Origin of the sequence: Methylobacterium aquaticum (genome assembly GCF_001043915.1) — a bacterium.
In the GTDB taxonomy this organism is placed as follows: Bacteria; Pseudomonadota; Alphaproteobacteria; order Rhizobiales; family Beijerinckiaceae; genus Methylobacterium; species Methylobacterium aquaticum.
Genome location: NZ_LABX01000491.1, coordinates 1 through 638, shown reverse-complemented (window position 1 = coordinate 638; position 638 = coordinate 1). Strand labels below are relative to the sequence as shown.

The following is a 638-nucleotide window of genomic DNA, read 5'->3' as shown; positions in this document are numbered from 1 at the left end:
CGAGGGCCGCGACGGTTTCCTCCCGGCCGCGAAATGGTCTAGGCGTGGCGTCCCGGATGCCGCGCCGGTTCGCCGAGATGCGCCGCGACGGGACACGAAGAACCGTCTCGGGAGGACCTCGTGAGTGCCAGCCTGCCGGTCGCCCTGCCCGATATCGGCGACTTCAAGGACGTTCCGGTGGTCGAGATCCTGGTCAAGCCGGGAGACCGGATCGCCGTCGACGACCTGCTGATCAGCATCGAATCCGACAAGGCCACGATGGAGGTGCCGTCGCCCGTGGCGGGAATCGTGGCCGAGATCCTGGTGGCGCCGGGCACGCGGGTGTCGCAGGGCATGCCGATCCTGATGGTCGACACCTCCGGCGAGGCCACCGCGCCGATACCGGCGGAAACGCCACAGGCGCCCGCTGCTGCCGAGACCGTCCCGGCGGCGCCGGCACTGGTATCCGCGCCCGAGATCCCGGCCTCGTCCGACATCCACGCCACGCCCTCCGTGCGCGCCTATGCGCGGGAACTCGGGGTCGATCTCGCCGGCATTCCCGGCACCGGCCCACAGGGGCGCATCCTGCGCGAGGACGTGCTGGGCTTCGTGCGCAGGCAGATGGCGGCGCCCTCCGCCGCCATCTGCCTGCGCACGAA

The 638-nt window shown here is 71.3% G+C and carries 1 protein-coding gene; it reads left to right on the top strand.

The annotated features are described in order from the left end of the window. Positions 1-120: 120 nt before the first annotated feature. The coding region (locus tag VP06_RS33415) for a biotin/lipoyl-containing protein (protein ID WP_048468136.1) at positions 121-638 on the top strand (518 nt) is incomplete at its 3' end.